This is a genomic window from Thalassotalea montiporae (assembly GCF_053485855.1).
The window spans coordinates 101,323-125,712 of sequence record NZ_JBQRUO010000007.1 but is presented as its reverse complement, the minus strand read 5'-3'; the positions used below and the strand labels follow the sequence as shown (position 1 = coordinate 125,712).

The following is a 24,390-nucleotide window of genomic DNA, read 5'->3' as shown; positions in this document are numbered from 1 at the left end:
TGCTCAAAAAAGCAAACAACTAATATTTCCGGCATTATTAGCCGAAATAGAAACAGATTATTTAAATAAACGCTAAATTATTCATACCTATGAAAAACGAAAATAGCGTTTTGAAAACATGTGCCAAATTTTTCAGCTACAGCAACACAATCTATTTTCTATTTCAGTACCCTTTACATCAATTCTATAGAAACTAAACAACAAAAAATGCCAATATAACTTTGGCGTAAGCATTTCCTAGATTAAACATAAATTAAAAGCACCAGATACCTAACTTTTATACTGTAGCGCTCAACAACATACCACAAAGCTGGTAAATGTAAGTACAGCTAACTTTATTGTATCTGTTGTTTGGATAAGATATTTTATAAACAGCAAATATGTAATCGACTAATTTTCACCCAAAAAGCAAAATATAATCAACCACTTCTTAATACATAGTGGGACTGCTTCGCCTCCTAAAAGAAGGTTAATTTCGTCAAAGGGATTTTAAGATATGTACTCAAATGCTGTGTTTAAAGGTGAAAGAATTACTTTTCTTCTGAATAAGTTTCCAAATTCTAGCGAAACTTTTATTACTGACGAGATTGAGTGTCTCATAAAACAAGGATGTGAAGTAAGAATTTTTAGCTTAGAAAAACCAGATAGTATTTTGCACAAAAATGCGCAACAGATAGTTGAAAGTGGGATTGTTACCTATCTTGATACACCTAAAAAATATCGCAAGTTGATAGAGTTAACTAAGCTTTGTTTAAATCCATTCAAGTTGTTAGCTTATATTAAGTTGAGATTACCAAGGTGGTATAAGCTGCAAGCTTTAGTGTACTGGCATGAAATTAGTAAGGCTTCTGTTTCACATATCCATTGTCACTATGCTGCGCACTCTTCACTAATTGCATATGCAATTAACGCCTTTGCTAAAGTTGATTACTCTATAACCACTCATGGCTACGATGTTTTTTTTGGGCCTCCGGATAACTATGTGGACTTGGCAACGAATGCAAAAGCAGTCTTTGCAGTATCGGATTTTAATCGAGCATATCTCATAGACAAACATAGCTTGCCTTCACATAAAGTTGTTACAAGCCGTTGTGGCATCGATGTAACGTTGTTTTCAGATTTTACGGTCAAACCTATATCGACTGGAGAAGCTATTGAGATTGTTTGTGTCGCTCGCCTTCACCCTGTTAAAGGACATGACTTACTATTTGAAGCGCTCGCTAGACTGATTCACAATGACAACATGAATTTGAAGCTCTCATTAATTGGAGACGGTAAGTTACATAGCGAACTAAAACATCTTTCACGCAAGCTACAGATAGAAGAGCATGTCACCTTTAAGGGCTTTCTAAATCAAGAGGAAACGAGATCAAACTTAAAGTCCTCTCATATTTTTGTATTATCTAGTCGCTCTGAAGGTATTCCATTGTCAATGATGGAAGCAATGGCAAGTATGACCCCTGTTATTGGTCCCGATGTAAATGGAGTTAGCGAGCTGGTTTCTAATGACAATGAAGGAATACTGTTCACACCAGGAAGCGTAGATAGCTTATATGAAGCCATTAAAGAAATGATCGAGAGAAAAAGTGAATTTGATAACATTACAAAGTGTGCGCATCAAAAGGTAATGTCAAACCACCTTCTAACTGCCAATACGGTTAAGAAGTACTCTCGCCTATTCAATCAATAATTGAAGGCAGTTTGTAAAATGAGTTAGCTATCATTGATAGTAGCAGAGAAACTATCACAAGCGACCTACTGAACATCTATGATAACTAACCTAATAGACAATTAATCTAAAACGATCCCACGTTGAAGAAGTTTAGTTCTTAGCCCTTGCAAAGGGTAACCATTGCTGTAAGCCCGATTGGCATAAATTTTAGCATTATCCAGTTCATTTAAAGCAATGTATGTTAGCGCAATGTTATATTCAATTTCCGCACTATTATCTATTTTCTCTGCTGTTTGGAATTTTTTAAGCGCTTCTTTATATCTGCCATTTTTATACATATAGATGCCATATATTTGCCTCACTTTTGAATCTCGAGGTCTAAACTGGATAGCTCTGGCAAAATAACAACTAACGCTTCCTGGAAAACCATTCTTTGATGATAATTTCCCGTCTGTCTTAATATCGTAATTAATGAGCGATAGTAAAGCTCTATAATGATTAGGATACTTGTTAAGGGTGTAGTTTAGGTCGCCAATAATGGTGCCGCTCTCGCCTGAGATAAGCATTTCAACATTTCGTGTGAAGTGTCTACGCTCTACTACAGCCAAACCCGCTTTAGACGCAGTTGAATAATCTTTAGGGGGTATATACTGATCAAAAACATCACCACACTCTTCTGCCACTGTATAAAAGCTCAGAAAAAGTAGGCTCAACTTTAAGACAACTTTAGAGAATATCTCCACAATTTAGATCCCTTCTTTCACTTTTAGAACTTTCGAAGTTAACAAAACGTCTAACTCTGAAGCAAGACTCTCGCGGCTATATTTTTGAACGAGAGCACGATTGTTAAGCAAAAAATAAGATTGATTATTCGCTTTGTATGCTAAGTAACTTTGCTCGATCTCTTTCACAATTTGTTCAATGTCGTCATGAGCAACCATATGGCCTGATTTAGACTCATCTAGCACTCTTTTAATACCACTCCCAACACCGAATGCAAGAACAGGCCGAGCAGCTCTTACGTATTCATAAAGCTTTCCTGGAATACACAACTCACCAACAATATCTGTGTGCGTAAACAACAATAGTAAGTGAGATTGAAGCAATTTAGCGATAACATGTTCATGTTCAATATACGGTGTTATCGAGATAATGTTTTTTAAGTCGTCATTTAACTCTGCTTCAGCTAACGCGTTTTTTACATTACCATAAAAACATATCTTTGCATCTTCAATAAATGAAGGATGGCGATTGGCGATAATATTAATCGCTTTAAACAAATTACCTACAGATCTTTTACCGTATAAGCTTCCTGTATACGTTATCGTATACCTTTCATTCAACACCTCTTCACGCCCTACAAAATCACTTTCATCATAGCCATTTGGAATAGAACAAAACTTGTTACTAAACTCAGGGTATTTGGCGATAAAACACGACAGCGTTTCTTCGGTATTAAGGATAACTGCATCTGCGAGCTTTGCTACTTTGTGTTCCTCTTTAGCAGCTTTCTTGTTCAAGTACTGATATTTATATTGCAACTCTGGAATATCTATCCAGGGATCTCTAAAATCAGCTACCCAAGGAGTCGAGCAGCAGGCCGCTAGTGCTTTCGCCACCATATGAGTGCTATAGGGCGAAGATGTGCTGTAAACAGCATCAACTTGATAGTTCTTCACTAGCTGTTTGCCAAGCGATACTGCAGGCTTAATCCAGTGTGCCCTGTTATCGGGAAACTCCATATGCCCCTTTAACCAATCTGCTAGTCGCCAACCTAACGGTATTTTGCGAAGTAAGCGAAGAAAAACATTGTATTTGCGTAATGGCGGAGTTCTGAAAACCAGCAATGATTCGCTTTCTACTTCTGCCAGAGAATTATCAACTACATGGTAATATTGATCAGAAGTCGTCAATACAATTACCCGCCAACCAAGTTTACGAATATATTTAATAAACTTTGTTGTTCTTTGAACGCCTGCTCCACCTAGTGGAGGGTAGTAATACGCTATCACAAGTAAAGTTTTCATAAAGAGACTTACGCTTTTCTCTGAGCTTTAGTGGACATGAAAAAATTCTTGGCTACATCTAGTAAAATAATTACTTCTTTTTTATAGATATTGTTTGTTATATACACACCAAGTAACCAACCAGTAATTGCAGTCACACCCGAACCGGTAAGTGAGAAAAGGTAGTCAATTGGACCTTTAATTTCCCAAAAAAAGCTAAAGAAAATAGGTCCAATAATACTCAATGGTATTAAAAGAAGCGCAGGTCTAATTATAAGAAACACTTTTCTAAACGTAATACCAAAGTTTTTGTATGCAATGTAATGGTAATACAAGAAAGTCAGTAAATAAGAGTAAAACAACAATTCTACTACTTGCTCAAGCCCATAAATAAAAGATGTAGACAACACTGCTATTCGAAGAACAATAGCAACGCTCACCATTTTTAAGCGCTCTTTAACTCGGCCAATGGCAACTAGCGAAAAGCCTAGCAATGCATACGGCGCTTCAAGAATACTAAAAAGGCAAATTAAACTCGCTAAATATGTTGCAGCTTGCCATTGGTCGCCGAACAAAAATAATATCAGGTGCTCTGATGTGATGGACAACACAATTAAAACGGGCACTAGTAGCGATAAAACATAAGCTGTCGCTTGTAATAACATTTCGCCGCCATCTCTGCCATTTCTAACTTCTTTCGCGAACGTTGGGAAGTGCACAGACCTTACCAAGCCAAGCAGCCGTTCAACAATCATCTTTTTCAAACCAATCGAGCGACTAAATATAGCGACAGATGAAAATCCTAAAGTTCTACCTAAAATAATATCTGGCGCAGCGTTAGAGAGGGTGCCAAGAAAGGAGGTCAGCATGCTTATAAAGCCAAAATTAAATACTTCTTTTGAACCTTTGAAGCTAGGGAAATAAAAACTCTTACCTTGATGTACAAACGCTACTAAGGCGATTTGGAATACCTGCGCTAACACCGCAGCCCAAGCCATACTTAAATAGCTTTCACCTTTATAGGCAAAATACACAGTACTTAACGTTTGCACTAACGTTGTGAGCACGTTAATAATAGCGATTTTTTTAAACTCTAATTCCCTGCGCAGCATTGAGATAACAGGGGAAGAAAAAGGAATTAGAAAAAACTTAACAGATACTATTAAAATAACTGTCGCCATCGCTTCACTTTCATAAAAGCGCGAAATTGGATAGCTAGCAGAAATAAGTAGTATGCCTATCGACCACGAAAGCAATATTGATATCGCGTATATCGCTCTAATTACCCTCTCGTCTAATTGCTTAACCTGAACTAAGTACTGATCAACACCAAAGTCACGAATAACATAAGCGAAACTAACGAAAGCGACGGAAACTGAGTATATACCAATTTCTTCAGGTGACAGAAAACGAGAAACAAATACGACACTCGCAAAATTCAATACGAAATTCAGCAAGTTTGCGATTCCCATTATGCCAATATGTTTACGAGTAGAAATACGAAAAACCTCCCTTTAATTTGAACTTTCAAGAGCCTACTAAGGCTCACCGGTGCAATACTCGATACCATAGTGACACTTTAGGTTGCCGGCTTTTGCTATCAAATACATCTGTCGTTACGACAACCTTTACTATACACGGCCAAGTGCTATACACGGCCAAGTGCTATACACGGCCAAATGCTAATTTCAATGTTATTGGAATAATTGCCAATGCAAACTTAGGATCGCTCGAAAACGCTTTACGATACAATCCCCAATCAACTTTCTGTCTTGTTTTCAATAGATGTAAAGTGCTAGAAACCATTGCTTGTCTACACTCTGCTAATTGTGACTTAACAATCTCAAAGTGCTCAGGTTCTAGTTTCAAGCTATCCATTATTGTGCAACACAATTTTATATAACTAGAATTTAATACTAACGATTTGTGAGTGCCCCATTTCGCACTATCAAATATATTTATCCCTTCACCCTCTTGAACCAAAACTTTGGAAGCGAATGCAACAGCATTGGTTCTCTGGCTGATAGACAATTTAAAGAGTCGATCTTGTCCGTTATAAATTTCAGTGTTAAAACGCAGCGAAGGCGCTAAAGACAGCCGATATACCATCGCAGAAGTGCTAATAATATTACTTCTGACGAGTGCATAGTTAAAAAAGTCACCTTTAAACTTATACAAGCTGGACGCTTCGTTTATGCACTGGTGTTGCTTAGCGATTAAGTTAAGGTTTTTGCTCGCCTGCCACTGAAAGCGTGATTCATCAAAACCATATCGTTGGCTGTCACTAAAAAATAAATCATTACCTTTTTCCAAAGCTTCAACGGCTCGCACTAAGAAGTCAGGCTCCCACCAATCGTCAGAATCGAGAAACGCGACATATTTCGTATCCGAAGGTAAATTGTCCAAGCCTCGATTTCGAGCAGCTCCAGGTCCCGAGTTACGCTGTTTAAGAATGGTCACTTTATTGGTTTCATTCAGTAGACTTTTAAGCTCAGACTCTGCGGAAATTGGCGATTCATCATCAACAACTAAAACGTGATAATTGTCATATCCTCGCTGTTGTAAAATAGAGGTCACACATTTAGTGATGAGGCCTTCCTTCCTTTGAAAGAAAGGGATTACCACGCCAACTAAGGGAGCTAGTTTATCTGTCTTACCTACCATTGCTTGTTCCATTATCTGCGGCCAACTAGTTTGCACAATAAATTTTTCATGTCCTGAGCGAAAGGCTTAGGATCATTAAATGAGAACACAAAATACCGCATCGAAGGGTTAAAAAATCCAAAAACAAAGCTCATTAGTTCTGAAAATATATTAAATCGCAAGCTTTTATCTTTGATTTTATTTTGAGCAAAAATAATACGGCTTAAACGTTTAAAATCTACAAGCGTATTCCGACAGAGCAAGTTCCCCTCGTTGGTATGCGCTGCCGTTGGCACCTTATTTAACCCTTGTATTTGATATGTATACCAAGCGAAAGGAATACGAGAATGATAAGCCAAAGGAAAACTGCCCCAAAATCGCCCATTAATTTCCATTAAAACTGCTCTTTGCGTATCAGGGTCAAATCGGTACTCGACCATAGCAACACCGCGCCAATTAATGCGCTTGAGAAGCTCAATAGACTTTTTCTGAAGCTCAGTATGCTTATCTAAGGAAATCGATTGGCATAGCGTAGAATAGCCGCCTTCAGGAGGCCATTCATGGATTCTCATGTGCTGAAAGCGTAAAAGTGCCTCTCCTTCGTGCATATAGAAAAACTGGCCTAACCCTCGCCCCTTACAATACTCTTGAATCATCGGCCAATCGTTAAGCGGGGCATAATACACCACCCATTTTTCTAGCTCTTGTTGATCATAACAATATATAAGCTTTTCTATTTTTAAGCCTGCTTTTCTGGCAGCACTCATAACGCTGTGGGGGTTACTCCACTTAAGGATCAAAGGAAAACGTAACTGAGGTAGCACATCTTTCAGTTGTGCCGCAGACTTGAGTTGCCAACTTTTCGGAATATCAATACCAACCTGCAAAGCTTGATTAGCTGTATATTCTTTGGAAAGCACTTTGTTTATTGATTGTAAATCGGGGACTAAGGGAACGATTGGCGCGATTTCCGCCCTAACACGGTTGAAGAATAAGATGTCGTCTTCAGAAACGCAGATTAAATGAGTTGCCTTCGTGTCGTTATGCACACTATTTAAAAAGTTAACTTTAGCTTTGTCATTATCACCTTTTAGTACATAGCCTTCCGAAACATAACGGCTTTTTAATCCTATTGAATGGGCAGATTTTCCTATCGCAATAACACAGCAACCGCGTTCTCCCAACTCTCTTATCAAAGCTAGGCCAATCTGAGTATCAACCCCGTAGACAATAATTTTATTCTTACTTTCTTGCGTACTCATACTCACAGGCCTATACCTTAATACGACCAAATGGTGTCATTAAGCTTATTTTCCAATTTACGACCAATACTATAAATCGAAGGAATAGCAACAAATGGATCCTCAACTTCCGTAGATGTCCAAGTTTTCGCTGACTGACTAAAGTTGGTCGAAACAAAGTCTTGATCATGGGTTTGAATAAACTCACATAGCCTTTGCAAACGCTTTTGATTCAACTTGTTATTTGTTGTTTTTGTGTAGCGAAAATCGCTTTTTTTGATAAATTCAAAAGGATGGGTCAACACCACAATTTGCTCCACACCAAGCTTGCGTGCAGCCCATAGAATACGTTTCATTTCAGGCCAAGAACAACTCGTTATTTGCAAAGACTTAAGGTGTCGATTACGACCAAACTTAGCATCTTGATAAGTCAGTACCGGGATTTCCATTACACCTTTAATTCGATGCCGCCCACCCATCAATTGAAGACTTGGTTCAGGGGGGGTGTAGATACCCAAACCTAAATTGCTCGCCATTGGTATTTCAAGCTCAGCCAAAACTGAATAGACATTTAGGTCTGCCCAAAGACTGCCAGTCCGCAAAGCCAGCGGCTTATAGCCAATCCAATTTTTAAAGATTTCGATACAATAACTAAATGCTCGCTTTAAATCGTCAAATGATCTATCTGCGCAATTGTCATTTCGAGGAAACAATACCTCGTCATTTCGATTGAGAAAAGACAACCAAACGGGATGAACATGCAGTTGAATATCATGATCAGCTTGCTGAATACGCTTTGCTATGCTCTGCATAGGTTCATCACCAAAATAGGCATGATTAGCGGTTTCTAAAAAAAACGTAGCATCTGTCTCAAACTGATCAAAAGTCTCTAACAAGAAACCCAGGCCCTGCTCTTTTCCATCAACAGGGCAAGTCACAGCAATATCAGATATTGGCAAGTATTTTTGTGGTGCAGAGAAATGCCCAGCAATATTGAACTCCGTATCAATTGTTATACAAACCTCAGTCCTTTTTTTACTCATAGAGTTTACTCGCCCATCTCCAAATGCTGCTTTTGTTCAATCTCCGAATTCTTCTGAACACGATTGATAATATATTTGTATTTACCTGAAGGTTCGGCTGCAATATTAGCCAGTAAGTTAACCTCCAAATTGACAGAAGCTCCTAAAATCGTCTTCAGCTTTTTCATTAATTCTTCAATATCTGGGCACGCGTTAGGGTAAGCAACAAGAGAGAGAGTAAATTGCATAGCACTTTCTTGAATTAACTGAAATTGGCAAATAGCATCATCTTCTCGGATAATATTTCCGATATAAGCGCCATGAACAGCAGAACCAAACTCTGAATACAGCACATCATTTGATCGACCCACGACTTCGTCGAAACAAGGCAAACCTCGTCCACAAGCACAGGGAGTAGTACTTAGCTTAGCTAAATCACCAGTATCATAACGCACCATAGGAAAGTCTGACGTTCGAGTATGTGTTACTAACAACCGACCTATTTCTCCGGGCTGACAAGGCTTGCCATCCTCATCTACCACTTCCACAATAATATCTTCAGCACTAATGTGCATCCCACCCTGAGGACACTCATGTGCGATAAAACCTGCATCTCTACTGCCATAACCATTAGCAACCGGAACACCGAAAACTTCTTGGATGACAGTCCGCTGATGTTCATATAGTTTCTCTGCCGTACAAAAGATGACTTTGAGGCTTTGCCCTTGATATAACACACCGTGCTTTTTGGCATAATTTGCCAGCAATGTCATGATTGATGGGTACGCATATATCATAACGGGATTAAAATCTTGAAGGTCAACAAAGAGTCTTTCGATACCAGCTTCATCTAAATGTTGAGCAGGAAATAACTTTGAACGAAACAAGGCATCTCGACATCGCTTAATAAGGCTCTGGCCACCCAATTCAATATCAGAGCCCCAGATAACAGCTTCTCTATCACCGATATCGACCCCCCACCAGTTCGTTGAACGCCATTTTGCTGCTATATCATGAGAGATGCGTTCAATTCCCAATCCGAACCTGAAAGGTTGCCCGCTTGAACCGGATGTTTTCATAAATTTTAGGCCATTAGCTTTATTGCTAATAAAGCTCGCCTCGTTGTCACGAATAAGCGACTTAGTCGCGATCGGAAATCGCTGGAGAATATCTAGATGTTTAAGCTGTTCGTCAGATAATGTAAGTTCATTGCGGATGGAACCATAAAAATGCGTCGACTTGGTAATTTTTCTGAGAAACTTATAAAGACTATAAGCCTGTTGCGCTTTGATATCCTCAGGAGAATTAAACTGCGTAAGCGTTAAAGACTTTTTTAGTTTATGTGAACTGTGACCTTTTAATTTTTCGTGCAAAGGGAATAAGAATCGACTGATTAACCAAGTAAACATATGCTTTAAACAGTCCTTTTCCGCCATGCTGGCAAAACGTCTACTTGCCCGCGCTCTTCAGCCAGTTTTTTTAGTTCTCGATCGACTATCATTTTTGTGGCGACGATACTAACAACAAAATGATAAGGAAGATCGAAGTATGCTAGTGACAAGAAAGCACCACCAACCATATAGACGACGATAGATACTTGAAGCATCCGAGACATATGCTCAGCCCATTTCAAACTAGGCTCATCTTGCACCGATTTTATGACTCGATTAGCTAATCTCCAACTTGAATAAAACACCATAAGGAAGCAAATTAGCGCCAGCCAACCATGTTTACCGAGCACTTGGAAATAATTACTATGAAAAGCAACAAAGTCATGGGGGTTAGGAGCATAAATTAGCCAGTTCCTTGGGTTCTCGGCATTAAAGCCACCTGCAAACGGGTGGGATATAGACATGTTGAATCCAGCCTGCCAAGCATTCAATCGACTTGCTGATGATGATTCCCTGACTTCACCTGCTTCCTCATCAATAAATATTGTCGCCATTCTGTCATGCCAATGCTCAGGCATAAAAGAAACCATAACAGGAAATGCCAGTAGTACGGCAACTGCAGGTAACAACTTACGCTTTGATCTTAACCAAAAGAAAAATGCTGCCGCGAGCAATGATAATAAGGCACCTCGCGAATGGGAGCCAAACACCGCTATGGTTGTCAGGCCTGCACACCCAATTAATGCCCACTTTGCCCACTTGCTATTCACCGTCGTGCTCAAGTAAAGAAAAATAGGTGCAATCATTAAGTTAGTCACCGCCATCGCATTATTTTCTCCGAAAAAGCCATCGGGTGGCCCCCAGACTCTATACTCTCCAGCCGTAACTAATGTAAAAAAGCCGCCTTTGACACCGTAATACCCAATACTCAATGCAATAACCCACAGTGCGGCTTCTATTCGCTTTCGGGTCGTCAGCATCGCCAAAATAATTAATGTAAAAAACTGCACTTTTATCACTTTTATCGCCAGCATATTAACAAATGGTGTTTTGTCATGAAAAAGCCACGATAGAAACATCATGAAATAGAAGGCAATCAGCCACTTAATAGGCCCTTCGAAAGCGATTGTTTTAGGTTCTTTGCTTAACGCGTAAGCGGCGAGTGTTACAATTGCGACCATCTGTGCAACAGGAAACGTGTACATAAACCCCCACATCATTCGATGCGGTAGCATGTAGCTAATCCAGCACCACAGTAATACCCCTATAAATGGTCGACGAAAAATAAAGGGTATAGAGCCAAACAGAAGTAAAAAAAACGCAAGATCCCTCATTGCAATATCTCTCAGTAATGAGCCTCAGTTACAGAAAATCTACTAAGTAAAAAACAGATGCTCAATATCAATAATTTATGGTTGCTGGCCAATTTTTAACCCCGAATTTTTATCAGGTTTCATGTCGCTAATCAATGACATCTCAATTACAGCTTGCCATAGATTAACGCACTAGCTGGTAAGCAGAGATTCAAGCTATTTTTTAATTAATAAATACTTTCAAGCCACTAGTATTTTTAAACTCATAAATTAACGAATAAAACGCTACTTGTCATTTCAAAACAACCGTAAGGCAAAGAAATAAAAATGTAAGCTGCTGTTGACCGAAGCATTTTGCCAACTATATAGTGAACTGGACAATTAATCGCCTAGTCTGTCATTAATTGGCAATTAGCATATAAAGATAAATTCAATGGAAGCTAAATCAAAGTTTAGAAGGGATATTAACGGCTTAAGAGCTATAGCTGTTATAGTCGTTATTTTGTTTCACGCCGAAGTTCATTGGCTTTCTGGTGGCTTTATCGGGGTCGATATATTTTTCGTCATCTCGGGCTTCCTAATAACAACAAATATAGTTAAATCTCTAGAAGATCGGTCTTTTTCGTTCTCTAATTTTTATAGTCGTCGTATTAAGCGACTTTTCCCTGCGACCTTTTTCACCATTTTGGCCACGCTGGCTTTTGCTACATTTATTCTTACGCCGGATCAGTTTGTCGAGTTAGCCAAAAGCGCAATTTATGCTAGCGCTTTTTTAGCAAACTTATGGTTTGCCAACAACAGCGGTTATTTTGACCAAGCAGCCGATATATCTCCCCTGGTTCATTTATGGTCACTCGCTGTTGAAGAGCAGTACTATTTAGTTATTCCCGTCGTATACGCTTTAAGTTTTAAATTTGGTGGAATAAGCGCCATACGCCGCCTAACGTTAGCTATTTTCATATGCTCACTTTCAATTAGCATTTATTTCACAGCGTTATATGCTAACTATAGTTTTTATTTGCTACATACTCGCATGTGGGAACTGGCGATTGGCGCAATACTTGCGCTTTATCCTATGCGCAGAGCGCTATTACCAATCATTGCTAATACATTAGCGCTCACAGGTTTTTCATTAATAGCGCTGGGGTTACTTTTAATTACAGAGCTCTCCCCATATCCTGGATACCACGCACTTATTCCAACATTGGGAACTGCGCTGATTATCTTATCTATGAATCAGAAAAACGTTATTGGCTTCAACATATTGGCCAGTAAGCCATTTCAATTCATAGGTACAATATCTTTCTCAGCATATTTGTGGCATTGGCCAGTAATAGTCTTCTATCGTATTTACCGACTTGAACAGCCATTCACTCCTTTCGAGTCTTTCCTACTGATCTCAGCCAGCATTGTTGCTGGATTCCTATCATGGCGATTCATTGAGGAAAAATTTCGGTATAGTCAGCTAAGCTTTTTCAAAACTCTAGCAGCTACTGCAGGTGCTAGTGCCGTCACAGTGGCGTGCGCACTAATAATCTATGTTCAGGCAGGACTAACCAACAGGATTCCGCAGGAAGTCGTTGAGTTCACAGACAGAAATGCAATGTGGTACTGGCAATGCAAGCAGCAAAAAAAGTTAAAAACATCAGATCATGAGTCGTACTGCGTTATTGGTGAAACGTGGCAAGATGCAAACACTTATGGTGTTATTTGGGGCGACAGTCACTCTTTACACTGGGCACCTTCTTTTGATTTATTAGGACGAGAGTTAGGCATTGCTTTTATTGTTGCCCCTCTGGAATGTCCCGCTTATTTAAATAGTGACTACGTTAAAGAGCATTACCCTACCTTCCCGCAATTTACTGAAAAATGCAGCGAAAAGCATAAAAGTATAGTGAATTGGCTAAATGCAAACGCTCAAGTTACAGAAATCGTAATGGCCGCAGCATGGACTGGCCATGCCAGAATGTTATATACAGACGAAATACCGGAGAATTTACACAGCCATGTACCCGTGATTTCAAGAAATGGGCAACCTGGTTCTGACTTAAGCAAGATGGCGCTAATAAACACTATAGAGTCACTTGATACTGCAAATAAACGAATCCTCTTACTCGGCGATGTTGCTCGGCCAAATCGCAACTTAAACGAATGTGCGTTTAATGCCAGAGATCTGTTGATACGTTCAAATTGCGCCGAGCCTTATACCCATTTAGATAGGGAAAAGATAAATCATTGGCACCAGCCAACTGAGGAAGCTTTAGCCGAAGTTGCCGAACAGCTTCCAATGGTAACTTTTATTAGCTCTGTACAACAATTATGCAATGACAATGAATGCCCGACAGTATTTAATAATGAACTTATCTACAAAGATACTAACCATTTGCGAAGAAACTTATCTTCTGAGACTAACTTAGAGCTGATAAAGAAAATGGGATTAAAAGCATACTTTGCAGAAGACAATTAGCGAATTGAAATACAATAATTAATCGCATATTCAGCGTAACATATACATATATTCACCTTTTATTTCATAATAACTGGGCTTTATCATTAAGGAACTATCTTGGCTGCTATACACCCCCTCGTCTCTATTATCATCCCAGTTTATAACGGCGCAAAGTACATAAAGCCCTGCGTAGAGAGTGTCCTGGGACAATGCTACCCAAATAAAGAGATTATAATTGTTAACGATGGCAGCACCGATAACTCAGCTGAAGTTATCAAGAGTATTGATGGAGATATCAAGTATATATACCAAGAGAACGCTGGTTCTGCTGTGGCAAGAAATACAGGCATTGATAACGCACTAGGGGACTTTATCGCCTTTAATGATGGTGATGATTTATGGGCGCCTAACCGGTTACACCAGCAAGTTAGGTTTCTGCAAGAGCACCCAGAATATGGTGTTGCTACAGGTAAATTTACTCATGTTGACGACAAATTTGAATTATCAAATGCAGCAGCGGTAGATGACGGCAAGCCTGTCAGTATAATTTCTGAACGTTCTGGCTGGGTTTACCATACCTTATTTGAAACTTCTTGGTATCACATTATCGCAGCCCTAGTCCGTCGAGAGGTGCTCAATAAAGTTCGCTTTAATCCCTCTTATCGACGAGGACAGGACTATGATTTTTGGCTGCAACTAGCTCATCATACCCAGATCGCTCAGTTGAGCGCTAATTACGCTTACTATCGAAAAAATCAAGAAAGTATTTCTCACAAACCTCACCTGCGTAATTACAGAGCCGAGATCATCACCAACGCTCTCAATACAATGGGTGATGCGAGCCAATCTGGGCAAAGAGCATCAAAGAAAGAATTAGATAAAGTGTTTTATAAAGTATGGTTCGAATATGGATATGAACTGCTACTAGCAGGCTGGTATCGACTAGCAATAAAAGCTTTTTTCAAGACATGTGCAATATACCCCACTCGATTTGATCCATATAAACAAATTTTTCGCTGCTTACTTAAAATGCCGTGGGATAAAAGCCCGCGATGATAAGCTTACCTGATCTAAAATTTATATTTTTAAATCAATCACAGAACTTAAAAAGGCAGTGGAGCTCAAAAAGAGCCAAGACTCTCGGTACTGACAAGTTAATCCAAGAATTTTCGAATGCCAAGTTAACGGTCGAAGATAGGTGCAACCTTTTAGCTCGATACTTCTGGCAAGGGCAAAGTTACTATGCGAACCATAGCCGAACACGTGCCTATTACCCCGGTGCTGCCAGCATTTATGGTGCTAACAATGATGGTATTGAGGGCGTTACTCGATTGATGCCGCTATGGGCGGTCATGACCCTAAACCAAAATTTCTCGCAATCTGAACAGGCATCGCTGCAATCTCACTTATTTAACAGTTTACTTAATGGAACTAACCCAGAACACACAAGCTTTTGGGGAGAAATAACGGATAAAAGCACACTGATTTGTGAAGCTGCTGATGTCGCACTAGCTTTATGGCTAGTTAGAGACACCCTTTGGCACAAGTTTTCTAAACAACAGCAAACGCAAATCTTATCTTGGCTTAAACAAGTTCCATATAAACAAACCGCTGATAATAACTGGCATTTATTTGTTGTACTCGTAGCAAAGGTTATCGCATCTTTTGAACCAGCGGTTAATTTTGATGCTAAAAGCAGGTTTAATCGGGTTAAGTGCTTTTATCAGGGCGAAGGGTGTTTTAAAGACGGCTCTGGCGGTGCAGTAGACTTATATAATGCTTGGGGATTTCATTACGCACTATATTGGATAGATCAGATAGACCCTGATTTCGACAGTGATTTTATTCACCGCGCTATCAGTGAGTATAGCGAATGGTTTCAATATTTATTTACAGAGCATGGGTTTCCTTTATTTGGGCGTAGTTTGTGTTACAAAATGGCATTACCTGTCCCGCTCATTGCTGCCAATGATTACAATGCCGAACGATTTTCACCAGACATTGTTGCCAGCATTTTAGATGCAACGCTGCGCTTTTTTATCAGCAACGGCGGCGTGGTAAAAGGTCGAATGTCCCAAGGTGTGTTTGGCGATGATATTCGTTGGCTTGATCCTTACAGTGGCCCTGCAAGCGCCTTTTGGGGAACAAGGTCATTAGTTATGTATTATTTTGTCAGCCAAAAAAATAACTGGCGACAAGCGTCAACTGTAGAGTTACCTTACCGAAAACTTAATCAAATCTTAACTATCGCGCCTGCCCAACTAAAAATATTAGCTAACCCAAATCAAAATACAGTAAAGGTAAAGTTTTTGGAGAAAAACCAAAAATTTAAGCTAGAGATGTTATTAGCTCCTTCATCAAAAGATAGATTGAGGCAATTAATTTATGGAATTGCACAACGGCCAGCCAATAATTTACAAAAGCTAGGTATAGGGGAGTTTTCTTCAGATTTAGCTTACTATCATCCAAGGTTTAAAAACTCGAACAATTGAATAACGCAGAACAAGTATGCAGTATAGGCTTAGTAGTCTAGCTCACTCAATGGAAGATAAGAATAAATGCTTGATAGCCAGCAAAGAACAGTGAAACCAAAAGGACAAGTAATTGAGTTAAATCTCGACCAGATTATGACTCAGATTTACCCAGCAACAGATAGCGTTGACCAAGCCCAAACTGATAGTATCAACGTTGTTGTGCTTGGAGAACCAAGAGCGTATGGAAAGAAAGCGCGACTATCTGCACAGCATATTGCGATGTTATTTAAGGAAGATATCAACGCACTTTATGCCCAGTTAGCTGGCCGTTTCGTGGTAATTATCTCTGAGTTAAAAAATCAAAAAACGCACGTCATTAATGATCATCTAGCTAGCATACCTTTTTATTATTCAATGAAAGGCAAGCAACTCCGGCTAACTGACCGACTATCTAACATTTGCCAGGACAACAAAGGTACCACAAAAATATCGCCACAGGCCCTTTACCATTATTGCTATTTCCACTGCATTCCTGCCCCGATGACTATTTATCAAGGGGTTTGCAAAATGAAACCGGCTGAGTGGCTCGAAATAGATGCAAACGGCATCACATCGAAAGGAGATATATATCGACCTCATTTTAGTGATGAAGCAATTGACGAACAGCACGCCCAATCCAAGTGTATAGAATCGATAGAACAGGCTGTCGAACTCAACTTAACTGAGCAGTGCGGCGCGTTTTTAAGCGGAGGGTTAGATAGTTCAACTGTTTCTGGCATGTTGGCGAAATTTCATCACCCAGCAAAAACTTTTTCTGTTGGCTTCAATGAGCCTGGATACGATGAGACTCACTATGCAGAAATAACTGCAAACAAGTTTGGTACTCAGCATCACGCTGCTTATTTAGAGCCTCAATACATAGCAGACAATTTTAACAAGGTTGCAACTTCCTTCGATGAACCTTTTGGTAACTCTTCGGCACTAGCAGCTTATTTCTGTGCAAGTTACGCTAAAGAGCAAGGTATAGATACTTTGCTAGCTGGCGATGGAGGTGACGAACTTTTTGCGGGTAATAGCCGATACGCAAAGCAAAAGCTCTTTTTCCCTTACGAGAATGCTCCAAATGCGTTCAAAAAACTGTTAAAGCTGCTATTCGTAAAATCACCACTGTCAAAACTGCCTGGCTTTAGCAAAGCAAGCAGCTATATTCAGCAAGCTGAAAATCCGCTCCCTGATAGGCTACAAGCATATAACTTCCTTCATCGCTTCTCACCTAGCGATATCTTCACACCTGAATTTTTAGCAAATGTTGATACTAGTCAACCAATTGATGAATTAAGGGCGCGTTATCAAGACACAAACGCCAATTCTCCTATCGATAAGATGTTATATCTAGATTGGAAATTTACGTTGGCTGACAATGATTTAATTAAAGTTTCCAAAATGTGTGAGCTAGCTGGCGTAGATGTGAAATTTCCCTTGATTGAAAAAGAGCTAGCCGATTTTAGCTGCACCTTACCCGCTAGTACTAAATTACCGGGGCAGAAATTACGTCAGTTTTTTAAAAATACAGTCAAAGGCTTTTTAGCAGAAGAAACTTTAAATAAATCAAAACATGGCTTTGGTTTGCCTTTTGGGCGCTGGATGCGCTCAAACCCGAGCTTAATTCAGGTAACTCAAAATGCTTTAGAGAGTTTACGTAACAGAAACATCGTCAAAAGTGAGTTCATAGATACGGCCCTCCAAATGCAACAAGAGCAGCACTCTGCCTACTATGGTGAGCTAATATGGATTTTAACTGTGCTGGAACTTTGGCTACAAAGTCGAGGAATCGAATGTGATTCATAGCCTTTTACAACTGCTAGGTAAGGTCTTTACACGAAATAAGCTTACCATTTTAATTTATCACCAAGTATTACCAGAACGAGACCCATTGCGCCCCACAGAGCCAGATGAAAAGAAATTTAGCTGGCAGATGGCACTTCTGGAACGTTACTTTAATCCGATATCACTTAATGACGCGATAACCCAACTTGAAAATAAAACACTACCCGCCAATAGCGTCTGTGTCACTTTTGATGATGGTTACCTGAACAATTTAACTAAGGCGTTGCCCATTCTAAAAAAGTTTAATATTCCAGCGACAGTGTATGTAGCGACGGCGTTTAGTGATGGCGAAAATATGTGGAATGACAGGGTAATAGAAATTTTTGCACAACATGAACATGGTGAGTTAAACCTATCCTCTATTGATTTAGGATTAGCTGAAATCAAGACAATACAGCAGAAAAAGCAATGGATTGGTAAAACGTTAAAAGCGCTTAAATACTTGCCTATCGAAGAGCGCTTAAACAAGGTGTCTCAGCTTTATAAAAACAACCCAACTGCAAACGAAAAAGCTTTAATGATGACACCACAGCAAGTCAAAGAGTTGTCTGACGCAGGCATTACAATAGGAAGCCATACACATAATCACCCCATACTAAAAGGTATGAACGAGGAAGACTGTCTGAAAGAAGTGGCATTAAATAAATCGCTGTTAGAACAATGGACAGGGAAAACTATCGACTTGTTTGCATACCCCAATGGCCGCCCTAATCAAGATTATGACGAAGCAACGATAAGCGTCATTAAAAAACAAGGATTTCGATGTGCTGTGTCTACACAGTGGGGTATAGCTACCCCAAGTGCAGACTTATGGCAGTTGAAGCGTTTCACTCCTTGGGACGAGCAACCATGGAAATTTCACGCACGTATGTTTCTAAATACAATTTTAAAATCAAAGCACTAAGCAACGTCGTAAAGTTTATGAGCTACACTTTCATTGGGTTTCAAATTTCAGTGACTTCATCATAGTGCTCTATAAGCATAGGCAAGACACGGTCTGGAGAAAAAGACTTAATACGGTTCACGCCATTATTCCTGAGCGATTTTAATAGTGCAGGACTATCAATCAGTCGAATAACGCTATCTGCTATTGCCTGCGGATCTCCCGGCTCCACAAGCAAAGCCTCTTTTTCGTTGTCAACCATAAACGGAATCCCTCCCACATTACTGCTGACAACTGCGACACCACTAGCTAGCGCCTCTAAGAGCGAGTTAGGCATGTTATCTATGGTACTCGGATTAATCATGATGTCGGCTTCAAAATACAAATCGGCGATTTGATTCTTAGATAGTCGGCCAACAAAAGTTACGTTGTTAGAAAGTTTTAAATCATGCACTAACTGCTTTAAATTAGATTCTTCTGGGCCTGTTCCTGCAACTGTGAGCTTGCTTTTAGGGTAATGCGTGACCAAAATTGACAGCGCTTTAATTGCTGATGCAATATCATAAATTTGTTCTAGATTGCGCGTAACAATAAAGTGTAATTTTTCAATATCTGGCGTTTTATCCTGAAAGCTGAATATTGATAGATCTATGATGTTAGGGACTACTTGAGCCTCAAGATCATGCTTTTCAAATACTTCTAATAAAAATTTACTAGGTACAATTATTCTATCTACTTTAGCAAATACGTGTTGTATAAGGCGTTTATTCTTAGCAAAAAACTGTTCAGCCTTACCTCCTCGATAATTAACAATAACGGGAAGTTGGCGAAGAGAAGCGATATAAATAGCTGGTACAACAAACAAAAAAAATGACCAGCCAGAGTTAGCCATAACATGCACCACATCATAGTGCTTAAAGCTTCGCCAGAGTTTAAAAAGATAGGGAATTAACCTAAATAAGGCTCTAATAATTGGTATCTTTCTTACAAAGCTGGGCTTATAAGGCGCGTTGACAGCAATTAGTGAAGCCTCAACATTGCTCAGTTTTAATAGTTTTAGTAACTGCGCTGTTTGCATTGCCATACCACCATTAGGAGGAGGTATTGGACCAACAATAGCGACTCTAGGAGGTCTTCGCATAAGATTTTAGTAATTTTTTATAAACGGGCATGTAATTACTTACACTGTTTTTCCAGTTTCGGTCATGCTCAACATACGCTCTGCCATTAGCCAATATTTCTGACCATGCTTGGGGCTGTTGAAAAATATCAACCACTTTGGTGACTAACGCCGAGCTATTATCAGCGGAAAATAAATAGCCGGTTTGCTTATCAACAATCAGCTCATGATGACCACCAACATCTGACGCCAAAAACAAACGTCCTTGCGCCATCGCTTCAAGTGGCTTTAACGGGGTGACAAGATCCGTTAATCGCATCGACTTACGCGGATAAACCAGTAAATCAATAAGCGAGTAATACTGATTCACTTGGTCGTGCGGTATTCGGCCTGTAAACATAACGTGTTCAGAAAGGCCAAGCGCTGCTACCTGTGATTTAAGATTTTGCTCTTGCGGGCCTCCGCCAACGAGTAATAAACAAACATCTGGCATTTTCTCAAGAATCGCTGGCAGTGAAGAGACTAACAAGTCCAAGCCTTCATAAGCGTAAAACGAGCCAATAAAACCAAGCACTTTTTTATTGCTCAGCTGCAATTGCTCAACTAACTCATTATCTTTTTCTGTGATGCACTCAAACTGCTCAACGTTAACCGCATTAGGGATAACCGTCAGTTTGTTTTCAGCAACGCCTCTGGCTATCAAGTCGTTTTTAAGGCCCTGACAAATCGTGGTCACTGCATCGGCTTGCTTAACAACGTGAGACTCTAACGAACGCGTCATTTGATAACGCAAATCACCTTCTTTACAGGTACCGTGATCAACTGCGGCATCTTCCCAAAAAGCGCGAATTTCATAAACTACAGGTAACTCTGCTTTTTTACCTGCTCTTAAAGCTGCCATGCCATTAAGTGCGGGTGAATGAGCGTGAATAATATCGGGCTGTTCGCGCTCAATAACCTCGAGAATGCGCTTTTCCAAGGGCGCAATAATTGACCATTGATTCAACACTGGTAACTTGCTCAATATACCGTTGGCAGATCCACTTCGATAAAACAATAAATCATCGATTTGCTCAACCAAAGCCTCTGTATTGCCGTGTTTCGGGCTAGTTACATGACAGGTTTCTATGCCCAGTTGATGCTGCATTTTCAATATCGCACGAGTTCTAAAAGTATAGCCACTATGCAGTGGTATTGAATGGTCGAGCACATGTAACACTTTCATCACTAGGCTGCCTTGCTTTGACGTAAAAACGACTCAAACATCATGAGCGTCCACAGCGAAGCACTATTGTCACGAACACCTTTAACATGCTGATCAATTAATGTTTTAAGCTGTGTTGAAGAAAAATAACCCGACTGCCCCATCGCTTCACTTAACAAATTATCATAGAGGCGATCTTTGAGTGGCCCGCGGAACCAATTGGCAAGTGGCACAGAAAATCCCATTTTCTTGCGATACAGTACATCATGAGGCAAATGTGGTTCCATCTGCTTTTTCAGCGTATGTTTACCAACCCCTGCTACCAAGTTTAAATGCGTTGGCGCGTTAAAACCCCATTCAACAAATTTGTGATCGAGAAATGGCACGCGAACTTCCAATGAGTGCGCCATGCTGGCACGGTCTACCTTGGTGAGAATATCGCCAACAAGGTAAGTTTTCATATCCAGATATTGCGCTTGTTTAATGGGATCTAAGCCAGTGATTTTGTCGCGGTACTGATCAAAAACAGCCACAGAAGAATAGCTGCCTAACCTGTGTTTATATTCTTGTGAAAACAGCTTCATGCGCTCATCTTGGCGAAGAATTGACATTGAGTTGTGATAGCCCTGCACCGTATCAAGTGCCATAGATTGAAACGTCGTTTTCCCCCTTAATACACGTGGCGCCCAATCCATTTTCGGATATAAAGCCCCTAACGGGCCAAAAATCGGCTTGCGCATCGATAGCGGTAACATCGCCCGCACTTTTTCTTCATGCCCATGAAGTCGATAACGTCCGTAACCGGCAAATAACTCATCTGCGCCATCACCCGAAAGGGCTACGGTGACATGCTTGCGTGCTAATTCACAGACCCGATAAGTTGGCATTGCTGAACTGTCGGCATAAGGTTCGTCGTATAAAAACGCCAATTTATCAATCAAATCAAAATCATTTTGATCAACCATCTCGATATGATGTTTCGCGTTATAGCGCTGAGCGACCTGCTTTGCAAAGTCAGTTTCATTAAATTCCGCGATATCAAAACCAATAGAGCAAGCATTAACGGGGTCTTCTTGTAGTTGAGACATCAGCGCCACAACAGCACTCGAGTCAACACCACCAGATAAAAATGACCCTAAAGGCACATCGGCAACCATCCGAATGTCGACAGCTTCTTTCAATCGCTCAACTAACTGCTCGCTAATTTCTTGCTCTGAGAGCTCAGCATTGGGGTTAACCGGAATATCCCAGTATTCTTGTTGTTCGGGCAATTGGGTTTGACCGCGAACAATGGTAAAACAATGACCTGGCCTAAGTTTATAGGCGTTTTGATAGATGGTATGCGGCTCTGGCACGTAACCAAAGGTAAAGTAATCTTCGACTGTAGTATCACGCAAAGTGCGATCAAAACGCGGGTGATGAGTGAGGACTTTAAGCTCAGAACCAAAAACAAAGTGGCCATTATCTAACAGCGAAAAATATAACGGCTTAATACCTAATCTGTCGCGAGCAATAAATAAAGATTGCTTTTGCCTGTCCCACACTGCAAATGCGAACATACCGCGTAGATGATGAACACAATCTTCGCCCCACTCCAAATAAGCATTTAGAATGGTCTCGGTATCACCATCAGTATTAAATTGGTAGCCTTTCGCCTTGAGTTCAGTGTGCAGGGCTTTGAAGTTATAAATTTCACCATTAAACACAATCACAGCCTGCCCACACGCACTTGTCATTGGTTGTGGACTGCCTTCCAAGTCGATAATCGATAAGCGACGGTGGGCTAATGCTAGCCCTGGTTCAAAATAATAATCGCCAGCATCTGGACCACGGTGGATCTGTTTATCATTCATCGAGGAGATAAGATCTGCATCTATTGCTTGTTGCTCGGTTACATGAAAAATTCCAGCTATGCCGCACATGTCTTACCCCTTCCTGAGACTTTTTGTTGGTATAACGAAGTGTAAAGGTCATGATATTTAGCGACCATAGACTCAATACTAAAGTGTTTAACGCAATGCTCTCTGACCTTGATGCCATCTTTTTCCAAGCGTTCTTGATTTATCAGATATTGAGCCATTGAATTGGATAATGCGGTTACATCGTTGACTTCAACAAGATGAGAACTGTGATGTTCTGCCATGATTAAATCTGGGTTGCCGCCAACATTGGTGGCAATCACCGGTAGACCTGATGCCATCGCCTCTAATATCGTATTAGAGATTCCTTCAGCGAGTGACGGCAGCACAAATACATCCATTGCGGCCATTGTTTGAGGAATATCGTCACGGTGGCCAGCAAAGCAAATATCCTCATAATATTCTGACTGTTGAGCCGCTGCTATTAAGGAATCTTTCAACACTCCATCACCTACAATCAATAGCTTTGCTAGTTGAGCATTTGGAATACCACTTTGCTTAAGTTTTATAAACGCATCTAACAGTTGTTGATGATTTTTAACTCTTACTTGCCTACCAACTGTTCCAAACACAAAGTTACGAGTTGGGGGAGTGGAAAAACCAAAGTCACCCCCTTTCGTATCTTGAGAAAACTTCTCAACATCAACTCCATTGCAAATATGCGTAAGCTTATTTACCGGAACATCTATCTGATGCGCTAAATACGCTAGGCTTTCTTTTGACAAAGCGACATAACGGTGTACGAATGGCTTAAAAAGTTTCTTGATAAGCTGATTCTTCTTATTGCCCCCATTTAGGTCGTTAACATCCCAGCCATGCTCACCATGGATACGAACACTGACACCGGCAAGCCAAGCTGCTACCTGCGCTTCCAAAGGGTTTAGATTTCTTGAGTGGCAAATATCAGGTTTTATCTTTTTTAATAATCGCCAACACGCGATCAGCCATGCGATGCCCTTACCAGGCCTTTTATGTAGGTCATAGACCCTAACATTACTCGTTTTTATACGACTAAAAAATTTAGGGTCGTGCTTTGAAATACAAATAATCGAGTGACGATAATCTTGTTCAGGCAAATGATTGATTAGATTTACGACACCATTCTCTAAGCCGCCCGTAGCAAAAGAATAGACAATATGTGCGATATGAATTTGAGGCTGGCTCAT

18 protein-coding genes are annotated in these 24,390 nt (G+C 40.1%); 6 read left to right on the top strand and 12 right to left on the bottom strand.

All coding sequences use genetic code 11. From position 1 onward, the window contains the following. Positions 1-496 precede the first annotated feature (496 nt). Positions 497-1,690: a glycosyltransferase family 4 protein gene (locus ACSLUR_RS16895; protein ID WP_448556487.1), complete on the top strand. Its 1,194-nt coding sequence runs from the start codon at positions 497-499 to the stop codon at positions 1,688-1,690. A gap of 101 nt (positions 1,691-1,791) precedes the next feature. On the opposite strand, the gene ACSLUR_RS16890 is transcribed toward ACSLUR_RS16895, so the two are convergent. The 8 genes from ACSLUR_RS16890 to ACSLUR_RS16855 form a co-directional block, all read right to left on the bottom strand. Continuing rightward, positions 1,792-2,415 carry a tetratricopeptide repeat protein gene (locus tag ACSLUR_RS16890; RefSeq protein ID WP_448556485.1) on the bottom strand — a complete coding sequence of 208 codons (624 nt, stop codon included), beginning with the start codon at positions 2,413-2,415 and terminating at the stop codon, positions 1,792-1,794. A gap of 3 nt (positions 2,416-2,418) precedes the next feature. After that, positions 2,419-3,699, bottom strand: coding sequence for a glycosyltransferase (locus ACSLUR_RS16885; RefSeq protein WP_448556483.1), 1,281 nt, complete (start codon positions 3,697-3,699; stop codon positions 2,419-2,421). Positions 3,700-3,707: 8 nt separating this feature from the next. Continuing rightward, positions 3,708-5,153 carry an oligosaccharide flippase family protein gene (locus ACSLUR_RS16880; protein ID WP_448556542.1) on the bottom strand — a complete coding sequence of 482 codons (1,446 nt, stop codon included), beginning with the start codon at positions 5,151-5,153 and terminating at the stop codon, positions 3,708-3,710. A gap of 190 nt (positions 5,154-5,343) precedes the next feature. Beyond that, positions 5,344-6,354: a glycosyltransferase family 2 protein gene (locus ACSLUR_RS16875; protein WP_448556481.1), complete on the bottom strand. Its 1,011-nt coding sequence runs from the start codon at positions 6,352-6,354 to the stop codon at positions 5,344-5,346. Further along, a complete protein-coding gene (locus ACSLUR_RS16870; RefSeq protein WP_448556479.1) occupies positions 6,354-7,583 on the bottom strand; it encodes a carboxylate--amine ligase in 1,230 nt (409 codons plus the stop codon). Before ACSLUR_RS16870 ends, ACSLUR_RS16875 begins: the two co-directional genes overlap by 1 nt. A 17-nt stretch (positions 7,584-7,600) precedes the next feature. Then, positions 7,601-8,605, bottom strand: coding sequence for a polysaccharide deacetylase family protein (locus tag ACSLUR_RS16865; protein WP_448556477.1), 1,005 nt, complete (start codon positions 8,603-8,605; stop codon positions 7,601-7,603). Between the two features lie 5 nt (positions 8,606-8,610). Continuing rightward, positions 8,611-9,993 carry a phenylacetate--CoA ligase family protein gene (locus ACSLUR_RS16860; protein ID WP_448556475.1) on the bottom strand — a complete coding sequence of 461 codons (1,383 nt, stop codon included), beginning with the start codon at positions 9,991-9,993 and terminating at the stop codon, positions 8,611-8,613. Positions 9,994-9,998: 5 nt separating this feature from the next. Next, positions 9,999-11,309, bottom strand: coding sequence for a putative O-glycosylation ligase, exosortase A system-associated (locus ACSLUR_RS16855; protein ID WP_448556473.1), 1,311 nt, complete (start codon positions 11,307-11,309; stop codon positions 9,999-10,001). 412 nt (positions 11,310-11,721) lie between these two features. Here ACSLUR_RS16855 and ACSLUR_RS16850 point away from each other — a divergent pair, with 412 nt between their 5' ends. From ACSLUR_RS16850 to ACSLUR_RS16830, 5 genes are all read left to right on the top strand, one after another. Beyond that, positions 11,722-13,755 carry an acyltransferase family protein gene (locus tag ACSLUR_RS16850; RefSeq protein WP_448556471.1) on the top strand — a complete coding sequence of 678 codons (2,034 nt, stop codon included), beginning with the start codon at positions 11,722-11,724 and terminating at the stop codon, positions 13,753-13,755. Between the two features lie 99 nt (positions 13,756-13,854). Continuing rightward, complete coding sequence (locus ACSLUR_RS16845; RefSeq protein WP_448556469.1) at positions 13,855-14,793, top strand: glycosyltransferase family 2 protein; 939 nt, start codon at positions 13,855-13,857, stop codon at positions 14,791-14,793. After that, on the top strand, positions 14,790-16,229 hold the full coding sequence (locus ACSLUR_RS16840) for a DUF2264 domain-containing protein (RefSeq protein ID WP_448556467.1): 1,440 nt from the start codon (positions 14,790-14,792) through the stop codon (positions 16,227-16,229). Before ACSLUR_RS16845 ends, ACSLUR_RS16840 begins: the two co-directional genes overlap by 4 nt. Positions 16,230-16,295: 66 nt before the next feature. Then, positions 16,296-18,059 (top strand): asparagine synthetase B family protein, encoded by a 1,764-nt coding sequence (locus tag ACSLUR_RS16835; protein WP_448556465.1) that lies wholly within the window; start codon positions 16,296-16,298, stop codon positions 18,057-18,059. After that, on the top strand, positions 18,049-19,002 hold the full coding sequence (locus ACSLUR_RS16830; RefSeq protein ID WP_448556463.1) for a polysaccharide deacetylase family protein: 954 nt from the start codon (positions 18,049-18,051) through the stop codon (positions 19,000-19,002). The genes ACSLUR_RS16835 and ACSLUR_RS16830 overlap by 11 nt, the downstream gene beginning before the upstream one ends. 40 nt (positions 19,003-19,042) lie before the next feature. Here ACSLUR_RS16830 and ACSLUR_RS16825 read toward each other — a convergent pair whose 3' ends face one another. The 4 genes from ACSLUR_RS16825 to ACSLUR_RS16810 are packed head-to-tail and all read right to left on the bottom strand — an operon-like array spanning position 19,043 to position 24,390. Beyond that, positions 19,043-20,059, bottom strand: a complete 1,017-nt coding sequence (locus ACSLUR_RS16825; protein ID WP_448556461.1) for a glycosyltransferase family 4 protein — start codon at positions 20,057-20,059, stop codon at positions 19,043-19,045. Between the two features lie 46 nt (positions 20,060-20,105). After that, positions 20,106-21,326, bottom strand: a complete 1,221-nt coding sequence (locus ACSLUR_RS16820) for a TIGR04063 family PEP-CTERM/XrtA system glycosyltransferase (protein WP_448556541.1) — start codon at positions 21,324-21,326, stop codon at positions 20,106-20,108. Positions 21,327-21,328: 2 nt separating this feature from the next. Further along, positions 21,329-23,227, bottom strand: coding sequence for an XrtA/PEP-CTERM system amidotransferase (locus ACSLUR_RS16815; RefSeq protein ID WP_448556459.1), 1,899 nt, complete (start codon positions 23,225-23,227; stop codon positions 21,329-21,331). Further along, positions 23,215-24,390, bottom strand: coding sequence for a TIGR03088 family PEP-CTERM/XrtA system glycosyltransferase (locus ACSLUR_RS16810; RefSeq protein WP_448556457.1), 1,176 nt, complete (start codon positions 24,388-24,390; stop codon positions 23,215-23,217). Before ACSLUR_RS16810 ends, ACSLUR_RS16815 begins: the two co-directional genes overlap by 13 nt.

Excerpts from the sequence above, each read along its gene's own strand:
- ACSLUR_RS16895 (WP_448556487.1), top strand. The coding sequence starts at position 497 with ATGTACTCAAATGCTGTGTTTAAAGGTGAAAGAATTACTTTTCTTCTG.
- ACSLUR_RS16885 (WP_448556483.1), bottom strand. The coding sequence starts at position 3,699 with ATGAAAACTTTACTTGTGATAGCGTATTACTACCCTCCACTAGGTGGA.
- ACSLUR_RS16875 (WP_448556481.1), bottom strand. The coding sequence starts at position 6,354 with ATGGAACAAGCAATGGTAGGTAAGACAGATAAACTAGCTCCCTTAGTT.
- ACSLUR_RS16870 (WP_448556479.1), bottom strand. The coding sequence starts at position 7,583 with ATGAGTACGCAAGAAAGTAAGAATAAAATTATTGTCTACGGGGTTGAT.
- ACSLUR_RS16865 (WP_448556477.1), bottom strand. The coding sequence starts at position 8,605 with ATGAGTAAAAAAAGGACTGAGGTTTGTATAACAATTGATACGGAGTTC.
- ACSLUR_RS16860 (WP_448556475.1), bottom strand. The coding sequence starts at position 9,993 with ATGTTTACTTGGTTAATCAGTCGATTCTTATTCCCTTTGCACGAAAAA.
- ACSLUR_RS16855 (WP_448556473.1), bottom strand. The coding sequence starts at position 11,309 with ATGAGGGATCTTGCGTTTTTTTTACTTCTGTTTGGCTCTATACCCTTT.
- ACSLUR_RS16850 (WP_448556471.1), top strand. The coding sequence starts at position 11,722 with ATGGAAGCTAAATCAAAGTTTAGAAGGGATATTAACGGCTTAAGAGCT.
- ACSLUR_RS16840 (WP_448556467.1), top strand. The coding sequence starts at position 14,790 with ATGATAAGCTTACCTGATCTAAAATTTATATTTTTAAATCAATCACAG.
- ACSLUR_RS16835 (WP_448556465.1), top strand. The coding sequence starts at position 16,296 with ATGCTTGATAGCCAGCAAAGAACAGTGAAACCAAAAGGACAAGTAATT.
- ACSLUR_RS16825 (WP_448556461.1), bottom strand. The coding sequence starts at position 20,059 with ATGCAAACAGCGCAGTTACTAAAACTATTAAAACTGAGCAATGTTGAG.
- ACSLUR_RS16820 (WP_448556541.1), bottom strand. The coding sequence starts at position 21,326 with ATGAAAGTGTTACATGTGCTCGACCATTCAATACCACTGCATAGTGGC.
- ACSLUR_RS16815 (WP_448556459.1), bottom strand. The coding sequence starts at position 23,227 with ATGTGCGGCATAGCTGGAATTTTTCATGTAACCGAGCAACAAGCAATA.
- ACSLUR_RS16810 (WP_448556457.1), bottom strand. The coding sequence starts at position 24,390 with ATGAGCCAGCCTCAAATTCATATCGCACATATTGTCTATTCTTTTGCT.